Here is a 7,954-nt window from a genome sequence, read left to right on the forward strand (position 1 = left end):
CGGCTCCGGGTCCGTCCGGATTCGGACGGGCCGGTCAATAGAACGGGCCAGTCCTGGGCAGGATCCCCGGTCGGGCCTGGGCCAAACGGGTTGAGCGGGCGTCAGAACCGGGTATCACCAGGGCGCGGAACGCACGCCTGAGGGGCAGTCATGCAGCAGCACTGGTACACCGGTCCACTCGCCTCCTTCGACACCGAGACCACCGGCGTGGACGTCGAACACGACCGGATCGTCTCGGCCGCGCTGGTCGTCCAGCTCTCCCCGGGCGCACCGGTGCAGACCACCACCTGGCTCGCCGATCCGGGAGTGCCGATCCCGGACGGCGCCCGCGCGGTGCACGGCATCACCGACGAGCGGGTCCGGGCGTACGGCCGGCCGGCCCGCACGGTGGTGGCGGAGGTCACCCGCGCGCTGGCGGCTCAGGCGCGGGCCGGGCATCCGGTGGTGGTGATGAACGCGCCCTACGATCTGACGCTGCTGGACCGGGAGTTGCGCCGCCATCACGGGCTGACGCTGATCGGCGGACTGGACGGCGCCGGGCTGGTGGTGCTGGATCCGCGGGTGCTCGACAAGCACGTGGACCGCTACCGCAAGGGCCGCCGGACGCTGACCGACCTGTGCGCGCACTACGGCGTCGATCTCGCCGGGGCGCACGACGCGGCGGCGGACGCGACGGCGGCGCTCTCGCTGACCCGGCGCATAGGCGCCCGCTACCCGGCGGCGCTGGGCGGGCTGACGGTGGCGGAGCTGCACCTGCGGCAGGCGGTCTGGCACGCGGCTCAGGCGCGCGGGCTGCAGAGCTGGTTCGACCGCTCGGGGACGCCGGAGCGGGTGGACCTGTCCTGGCCGCTGCGGCCGGCCCGGTGCGGCTGCGGCCGTCGGTTGGAGCCCGAACACCGCTGCGAGGTGGCGGCATAGCGGGTGGCGGTCCCGAACGCGCCGCAGGCCCTGACCGGTTTCCTGGTCAGGGCCTGCGTGCTGTCCGGTGGGCGATACTGGGATCGAACCAGTGACCCCTTCGGTGTGAACGAAGTGCTCTCCCGCTGAGCTAATCGCCCGGGCAACGAGAAGAACCATAGCACCATTCGGGGGTGGTCGTACAACTCGCCCCTTCCGAGCAGGGCTGGCACATCCGCAGAACTCGCGCTCCGCGCGGAAGATGACTGAGCCTCAGCCGGATTCCCCACGGCGCTTCAGGCGGATTCCGGAAATACATGTGAGGCCCGGCCGATAATCGGCCGGGCCTCACATATCACAATGCATTCCGGTGGGCGATACTGGGATCGAACCAGTGACCCCTTCGGTGTGAACGAAGTGCTCTCCCGCTGAGCTAATCGCCCGGGTGCAGAGAAAACATTACCGCATCCGGGAGGGTGCTCCGACCACCCGCCCGGCGGAGCCCCCGCCCCAGGGCGCCCGGCCGCCGTACGCCCGACCGGGTGCCGGGCCCGCCCCGGCCCCGGCCCGCCGCCCCTCCTCCGGACCTCCCGACCGCGCGCCCGACTCGTCGGGCCCGACCGCATCACCCGCTCCCCTGTTCCCGGCCCGCCTCGGCACTTCGTACAGGCTGAGTACATGCCGACCCGGAAACCGGCCGAGAAGAACCGCCGGTAATGCCCCGGGCGGGTACTGCGTGACGATTCCGCAATGCGCCGTAAGGGGTACGACTCGCGCCCGAATCGGGACAGAGGGGTTTACATCGGTCTTGGGGGTGGGATGGTCCGTTCGCCGACGTGCGATTCCCCGAGCGCACACTGAGCGAAAGGCCATGGCGCTTATGAACACCACGGTCAGCTGCGAGCTGCACCTGCGCCTCATCGTGTCCAGCGAGTCCTCACTGCCCGTCCCCGCGGGCCTGCGCTACGACACCGCCGACCCCTACGCCGTGCACGCCACGTTCCACACGGGCGCCGACGAGACCGTGGAGTGGGTGTTCGCCCGAGATCTCCTCGCGGAGGGGCTGCACCGACCCACCGGTACCGGCGACGTCCGGGTGTGGCCGTCGCGCAGCCACGGGCAAGGGGTGGTCTGCATCGCACTGAGCTCTCCGGAAGGAGAAGCCCTGCTGGAGGCCCCGGCCCGGGCGCTTGAGTCGTTCCTCAAGCGGACGGACGCCGCGGTGCCCCCCGGCACCGAACACCGTCACTTCGACCTCGACCGGGAGCTGTCCCACATCCTCGCCGAAAGCTGACCCCGACCGGAGGCGGTCCAGCCCCACTGTCCGTGGGGCGACACCCCCTGCCGTCATCGCAGCCGTCCTACTCGGGGGCACGGCCGCGGACTCAGCCGCGCACGACGCGGTCTCGGGCCGGTGAAAGCCCCGCTCCCAGCGGAGCGGAGCCACAGCACCGCAGGCACCCGGCAGCGGAGCCGGCCACTCGTACGGGTGGCCGGCCTCGCTGTCGAGTGCCGTCGTCCTTCCGGGGCCGCCCATGCTCGTACACCGGGGTCCGGACACCGGGGCCAAGCCCGGACGGCGCCCGCTTTGGGACGCTCTGACGGAATCCGTACAGGCCTTCGAACAAACGCACCGCCCTTCTGCCGCAAGGGCCGGTATGGTCTGGGGTAACCGTGGACGCGGGGTACCGGAGTCCCCCTGCGCGAGGAGCCCCAACGTGCTGATCACCCATGACACCGAGTGCGCGCTGAGCATCCTCGTGGATCTGCTCAACACCGCTCCCGAGGTGTGCGGCGACGAGCGGCTGCCGGACATCGCCGCGCTGGACGCCTTCGTGGTCCGCCAGGAGATCAGCGAGATCGACTCGCTGACCGAGGACGACCTGCGGCGGGTGCACGATCTGCGGACCCGGCTGCGCGAGGTGTTCGGGACGGAGTCCACCGCCGAGGCCGCCGAGCTGGTCAACGCGATCGTCACGGCCGCCGGGACGACGCCCCGGCTGGTCAACCACGACCACCACGACTGGCACATCCACTACTTCGCCCCGCATGCCGCGCTCGGCGACCACCTCGCGGCCGAGCTGGGCATGGCGCTGACGTTCATCCTCATGGCGGGCGAGCGGGAGCGGCTGCGCCGGTGCGAGGCGCCGGACTGCGCCCGGGTCTTCGTGGACCTCTCCCGGAACCGCTCGCGGCGCTACTGCGACAGCCGCACCTGCGGCAACCGGCTGCACGTCGCCGCCTACCGGGCGCGGCAGCGCTCGGCGGAGACCGTCGCCTCCGCCTGACGCGCCGGACCTGCTCAGATTCCGCGCTTGCGGAGGATCTCCTCGATGTCGGCGAAGTCGCCGAGGCCGTCGTCCCGCTTGCCCGTCGCCGGCTTCTTCGGCGCCTTGGACGCGGGGGCCACCGCCGGACGCTCGGGGGCCGGGCCGGCCGCCGCCGGACGCTCCGGCGCACCCTCCACGGCGCCACGGCGGCCCACCCAGCGGGTGGTGACCAGCAGGACGGCGGAGATGCCGAGCAGCACGACGCCGGTCCACACCCGGGGGTCGAAGACCAGCTTGGCCGCCCAGTCGGCGAACTCCCGGCCGATCGTGGCGGCCAGCGGGAACAGGCCGGTCAGGTAGAGCCCAGCGGGCAGCAGGGCCACCGCGAACCAGCGGGTCGCCGAGCGGAAGCGCCGCCGCCACGCCCGTAGGCCCGCGACCGCCACTGCGCCGGCCGTGAGGAGGAAGCTGATCGCCGCGGTCAGCACGGGCGCGCCTGTTCGCTTGCGGTCGTCCTGGTCATCGGTGCCTCCCTGTCGGTCCGGCCTCGGGCGCACCGCCGGCGGGGGCGGGCACCCACTAGTGGAACACTGGGGGAATGATCGATGGTTCCCTTCCCCGCCTCGAGTTCTGGTGCGACCTCCAGTGCCCGGACTGCCGCACCGCGCTGGACGACGTACGGGCGCTGCGCGCGCAGTACGGCGAGGCGCTGCCCGTGGAGGTGCGGCACTTCCCGCTGGAGAAGCACAAGCACGCCTACGCCGCCGCGGAGGCGGCCGAGGAGGCGTTCGCCCAGGGGCTGGGGTGGCCGTTCGTGGAGGCGCTGCTGGCCCGGGTCGAGGAGCTGGACCCGCGCGGGCAGCAGGTGCTGCTGGAGGTGGCCCGGGAGGTCGGGGCGGACGTCGAGGAGGTCGACACCGCGCTCATCGACGGCCGGCACATGCTGACCGTGGACTCCGACCAGGCCGAGGGCAAGGCGATCGGGGTCAAGGGCACGCCGACGTACGTGATCGGCGGCAAGCGGCTGGACGGCGGGCAGAGCCAGGAGGGGCTGCGGGAGGAGATCATCGCCGTCATCGAGGCGGCGAAGGCGTCCTGACATCCCCCCAACTCCTCACAGCGGCTTGCCGTAGCACCGGTTGACGACCCGGTAGCCGAGCGAGTCGTAGAGCCGGACGGCGACCTCGTTGCCGGAGAAGACGTTGAGGCCGAGCTCGCGCACCCCGGCGGCCAGGCACTCGCGTTCGGCGAGCAGCATCAGGGTGCGACCGTGTCCCCGGCCCCGGTGGGCCGGGGACACCTCCACGACCATCACCCAGGCGAGCGGTGTGCCGTCCGGCAGCTCCCGCAGGTTCAGCTCCACCCAGAGCGAGCCGAGCGGCTCCGGCGGGCCGTCGGCGCCGTACAGGCGGCGCAGGGCCGTGCCGGGGCTGTCGGCGCCCTGCGGGAGCACGTTCTGGTGGTCCAGCCGCGACTTGGCTCGGGCCTGCTCCTCAGTGAGCCCGGAATCCATGAGCGAGGAGACGTAGCCCTCCGCCGCCCCGTCGAGCCAGGCCGGGAACTCCGCGGCGCCGATCGGGCGTACGGTGACGCCGACGGGCAGGGCGGGGGCGGTGGCCAGGCTCTTGCCCAGCTTCCGCATCCGCTCGGTGTAGCCGAGGGTGACGGCGAGCCCGCGGGCGATCGGGGCCCACTCGGGGACGTTGACGTCCACCCTGGTGCAGCCCCAGCTGCGCAGCACTTCCTCCGCGGCCAGCGCGCCGAAGGTGCCGCGACCCCGGCCGCGGCCCTCGAAGACCTCCAACTCCGCTATCTCGCCCCAGAGTTGGTTGCCGCACCGGGCCGAGGTGGTGCGCAGTGCACCGACCGGGCGGCCGTTCGCCAGGATCCGCCAGCGTCTGGTGCGGCCGCCGGCGATGGTGGGTGTCTCCGGGCCCTCGGGGCGCAGCGTGGTGGTCATGTGGTGGTCCCTTCCCCTCGCCCGGAAGGTTATCCGCGCTGCGCGTCGCCGCTGCCCGTGCGGGGATTACGGGTCGAGGTCGTCACCGCTGCGCTCGGCGAAGACGGCCATCGCCTTGGCGGTGACCGGGCCGGTGCCGGGCAGTTCGCGGTCGTCGACGCGGGTGACGGCCTGGACGTCGCGGGTGGTGGAGGTCAGGAAGATCTCCTCGGCGTCCTGGAGGGCGCTGAGCGGGAGGTCCGCCTCCTCGGCGCCGCACCAGTCGATGACCAGCTGCCGGGTGATACCGGCCAGGCAGCCGGAGGCGAGGGTGGGGGTGAGCAGGCGGCCGCCGAGGACCACGAAGACGTTGGAGCCGGTTCCCTCGCAGAGCCGGCCGGCGGTGTTGGCGAACAGGGCCTCGGAGGCGCCGGCGCGGTGGGCGGCGGCCAGGGCGACCACGTTCTCGGCGTACGAGGTGGTCTTGAGGCCGGCGACGGCGCTGTGCTCGTTGCGTCGCCAGGGGACGACGGCGACGGCGGTCCCGTCGGGGCGGCGGTTGATGGCGCCGAGGGCGACCACGAGGGTGGGGCCGGCGGTGCCGCGCTCGGAGCCGAGCGGGGAGTTGCCGCCGGTGTAGGTGACCCGCAGGCGGCCGAGCGGGGCGGGGTTGGCTTCGAGGACCCGGGCGCAGGCCTCGCGGACCACGTCGTGGTCGGGGTCGGGCAGGCCGAGGCCGCGGGCGGAGCGGGTGAGCCGGTCGAGGTGGCGGGTGACCGCGAAGGCCTGTCCGTCGACGGCCTTCATGGTCTCGAACACGCCGTCGCCGGTGGTGAGTCCGTGGTCGAGGACGGACAGGGCGGGGTCGGCGGAGTCGACGAGCGTCCCGTTGACCCAGCTCGTGGTGCGGTCGTGCATCGAGAACTGCTCCTAGGCGGCGGGTGGGGACTACGCCCCGGTCGGGTCGATTGCGCTGCCCGACGCTATCGCGACCAACCGGGCGGCCTTCAGTTCGGTTTCGTCCCACTCGCGCTCGGGGTCGGAGCCCCAGGTGATGCCGGCGCCGGTGCCGAAGCGCAGCACGGGCGCCTGCGGGTCCTGCCGGTCGAGCCAGAAGGTGCGGATGCCGACGGCGAGTTCGCCCTCGCCGCGGTCGGCGTCGACCCAGCCGACGGCGCCGCAGTAGGGGCCGCGCGGGGCCGTCTCCAGGGCCTCGATGATCCGTAGGGCGCTGGACTTGGGGGCGCCGGTGACCGAGCCGGGCGGGAAGGTGGCGGCGAGGAGTTCGGGCCAGCCGTCGCCCTCGCGCAGGGTGCCCTCGACGGTGGAGACCAGGTGGACCAGGCCGGGGTGCTTCTCGACGGCGCACAGGTCGGGGACGGTGACCGTGCCGGTCTCGCAGACGCGGCCGAGGTCGTTGCGGACCAGGTCGACGATCATCACGTTCTCGGCGTGGTCCTTGTCGAGGAGGTCCGCCTCGGTGCGGCCGGTGCCCTTGATCGGGCCGGAGGAGACCGTGCGGCCGGTGCGGCGCAGGTAGAGCTCCGGGGAGGCGGTGGCGATCTCGACGCCGTGCTCGGGCAGCCGGATGGTGCCGGCGTAGGGGGCGGGATTGCCGTGGGCGAGCAGGCCGGTGAGGGCGTCGATGTCGCTGAGGCCGGGGTCGGGCAGCGGTGCGGACATCACCCGGCAGAGGTTGGCCTGGTAGACCTCGCCGGCGGCGATGTGCTCGCGGATGCGGCGTACGCCCGCGGTGTAGGCGGCGCGGTCCAGGGAGCTGTGCCAGCCGCCGGCGTCCGGGCCGCGCCAGCCGGCGCCGGAGGGCGGGGCGGGGGCGGGGCGGACCTCGTCGAAGCGGGCGCAGGTGAGTCGGCCCTCAAAGTCGTAGGCGACGGCCCAGTACCCGGAGGAGTCGAGCGCGGCCGGGTCCGAGGTGACGTCGCGCAGTCCGGTGGCCAGGCGGCCGCCGAAGCGGGCGAGCGGGGTGCGGGGGTCGGGGTGGCCGGACACGGTTCTCCTGCGCGGTGGTGCTGGGGGCGGCGGTGCCTGAAGTGTAGGTCGGGGGGCGCGGGCCTGGTCGGGCTCGCGCCCCCGCGTACGAGCAGCTGCATGCGTCACGCGGGTGTGCGTCGGATGGCCTGCGGATGATCGTCCGGAAGCGCCGCAGGTGGCGGCCGGTGACCCCTCGGGAGGGCTGACGGGACGGCACGCGGAGGGCATCCCCTCGGCACGCTGCGGGAACGGATTTTTAGCTGGCCCAGGAATCCGCTAGAGTTCAACACGTCGCCGGGGAGCGCAGCCGAAGAAAAGCGGTGAAGATCCCGGGAGACAGGCGGACGTGGCTCAGTTGGTAGAGCATCACCTTGCCAAGGTGAGGGTCGCGAGTTCGAATCTCGTCGTCCGCTCGATGGAGAACAGTGTAAGATCGTTCTTCATGTGTTGCCTGGTGGAGTGGCCGAGAGGCGAGGCAACGGCCTGCAAAGCCGTGTACACGGGTTCAAATCCCGTCTCCACCTCCAAGAGGATCACCCGGTTCTGCCGGGAGACCTCCCCGCGCGATTAGCTCAGCGGGAGAGCACTACCTTGACACGGTAGGGGTCACTGGTTCAATCCCAGTATCGCGCACGTCGGATCCTTCGGGGTCTGCTGCAGGACCGCCACACCAGGCGCGATTAGCTCAGCGGGAGAGCACTACCTTGACACGGTAGGGGTCACTGGTTCAATCCCAGTATCGCGCACAGTAACGGACCCTCCGGGGTCTGCTGCAGGACCGCCACACCAGGCGCGATTAGCTCAGCGGGAGAGCACTACCTTGACACGGTAGGGGTCACTGGTTCAATCCCAGTAT

Annotated in this window: 8 protein-coding genes and 6 tRNA genes; 8 read left to right on the plus strand and 6 right to left on the minus strand. The window is 72.2% G+C overall.

Annotation, left to right across the window (positions count from 1 at the left end; all coding sequences use genetic code 11):
* The first annotated feature begins 150 nt into the window (after positions 1-150).
* Positions 151-918 carry an exonuclease domain-containing protein gene (locus ACIRYZ_RS19905; protein ID WP_402945877.1) on the plus strand — a complete coding sequence of 256 codons (768 nt, stop codon included), beginning with the start codon at positions 151-153 and terminating at the stop codon, positions 916-918.
* 68 nt (positions 919-986) lie between these two features.
* Here ACIRYZ_RS19905 and ACIRYZ_RS19910 read toward each other — a convergent pair.
* Both ACIRYZ_RS19910 and ACIRYZ_RS19915 read right to left on the minus strand, forming a co-directional pair.
* Positions 987-1,058, minus strand: a tRNA-Val gene (locus ACIRYZ_RS19910).
* A 210-nt stretch (positions 1,059-1,268) separates the two neighbouring features.
* Positions 1,269-1,340 (minus strand) — tRNA-Val (locus ACIRYZ_RS19915).
* A gap of 437 nt (positions 1,341-1,777) precedes the next feature.
* Between ACIRYZ_RS19915 and ACIRYZ_RS19920 the strand changes: the two genes are divergently transcribed.
* Together ACIRYZ_RS19920 and ACIRYZ_RS19925 are read left to right on the plus strand one after the other, a co-directional pair.
* Positions 1,778-2,191, plus strand: a complete 414-nt coding sequence (locus ACIRYZ_RS19920) for an SsgA family sporulation/cell division regulator (protein WP_030056266.1) — start codon at positions 1,778-1,780, stop codon at positions 2,189-2,191.
* Positions 2,192-2,615: 424 nt separating this feature from the next.
* A complete protein-coding gene (locus ACIRYZ_RS19925) occupies positions 2,616-3,185 on the plus strand; it encodes a CGNR zinc finger domain-containing protein (protein WP_402945879.1) in 570 nt (189 codons plus the stop codon).
* 14 nt (positions 3,186-3,199) lie between these two features.
* Here the strand turns inward: ACIRYZ_RS19925 and ACIRYZ_RS19930 are convergent, their stop codons facing one another.
* On the minus strand, positions 3,200-3,655 hold the full coding sequence (locus tag ACIRYZ_RS19930; protein ID WP_402945881.1) for a hypothetical protein: 456 nt from the start codon (positions 3,653-3,655) through the stop codon (positions 3,200-3,202).
* A gap of 110 nt (positions 3,656-3,765) precedes the next feature.
* Here ACIRYZ_RS19930 and ACIRYZ_RS19935 point away from each other — a divergent pair, with 110 nt between their 5' ends.
* Positions 3,766-4,266 carry a DsbA family protein gene (locus ACIRYZ_RS19935; protein ID WP_402945883.1) on the plus strand — a complete coding sequence of 167 codons (501 nt, stop codon included), beginning with the start codon at positions 3,766-3,768 and terminating at the stop codon, positions 4,264-4,266.
* 15 nt (positions 4,267-4,281) lie between these two features.
* On the opposite strand, the gene ACIRYZ_RS19940 is transcribed toward ACIRYZ_RS19935, so the two are convergent.
* The 3 genes from ACIRYZ_RS19940 to ACIRYZ_RS19950 all read right to left on the minus strand — a co-directional run bounded on the left by ACIRYZ_RS19940 (position 4,282) and on the right by ACIRYZ_RS19950 (position 7,116).
* The gene (locus tag ACIRYZ_RS19940) at positions 4,282-5,127 is read right to left on the minus strand and encodes a GNAT family N-acetyltransferase (RefSeq protein WP_402945885.1); all 846 of its coding nucleotides are present in this window, start codon (positions 5,125-5,127) and stop codon (positions 4,282-4,284) included.
* 66 nt (positions 5,128-5,193) lie between these two features.
* On the minus strand, positions 5,194-6,024 hold the full coding sequence (locus ACIRYZ_RS19945; protein ID WP_402945887.1) for an aminotransferase class IV: 831 nt from the start codon (positions 6,022-6,024) through the stop codon (positions 5,194-5,196).
* 30 nt (positions 6,025-6,054) lie between these two features.
* On the minus strand, positions 6,055-7,116 hold the full coding sequence (locus tag ACIRYZ_RS19950; protein WP_402945889.1) for a chorismate-binding protein: 1,062 nt from the start codon (positions 7,114-7,116) through the stop codon (positions 6,055-6,057).
* 322 nt (positions 7,117-7,438) lie between these two features.
* Between ACIRYZ_RS19950 and ACIRYZ_RS19955 the strand changes: the two genes are divergently transcribed.
* From ACIRYZ_RS19955 to ACIRYZ_RS19970, 4 genes are all read left to right on the plus strand, one after another.
* Positions 7,439-7,511, plus strand: a tRNA-Gly gene (locus tag ACIRYZ_RS19955).
* 40 nt (positions 7,512-7,551) lie between these two features.
* Positions 7,552-7,625 (plus strand) — tRNA-Cys (locus ACIRYZ_RS19960).
* 34 nt (positions 7,626-7,659) lie between these two features.
* Positions 7,660-7,731, plus strand: a tRNA-Val gene (locus tag ACIRYZ_RS19965).
* Positions 7,732-7,772: 41 nt separating this feature from the next.
* Positions 7,773-7,844, plus strand: a tRNA-Val gene (locus ACIRYZ_RS19970).
* Positions 7,845-7,954 lie beyond the last annotated feature (110 nt).

The sequence above is a fragment of the Kitasatospora sp. NPDC101155 genome, from assembly GCF_044768305.1.
Taxonomy (GTDB): domain Bacteria; phylum Actinomycetota; class Actinomycetes; order Streptomycetales; family Streptomycetaceae; genus Kitasatospora.

What these genes read in the sequence shown, in the direction of transcription:
- ACIRYZ_RS19945 (WP_402945887.1), bottom strand. Translation starts at nt 6,024, where the DNA reads ATGCACGACCGCACCACGAGCTGGGTCAACGGGACGCTCGTCGACTCC.
- ACIRYZ_RS19920 (WP_030056266.1), top strand. Translation starts at nt 1,778, where the DNA reads ATGAACACCACGGTCAGCTGCGAGCTGCACCTGCGCCTCATCGTGTCC.
- ACIRYZ_RS19905 (WP_402945877.1), top strand. Translation starts at nt 151, where the DNA reads ATGCAGCAGCACTGGTACACCGGTCCACTCGCCTCCTTCGACACCGAG.
- ACIRYZ_RS19935 (WP_402945883.1), top strand. Translation starts at nt 3,766, where the DNA reads ATGATCGATGGTTCCCTTCCCCGCCTCGAGTTCTGGTGCGACCTCCAG.
- ACIRYZ_RS19940 (WP_402945885.1), bottom strand. Translation starts at nt 5,127, where the DNA reads ATGACCACCACGCTGCGCCCCGAGGGCCCGGAGACACCCACCATCGCC.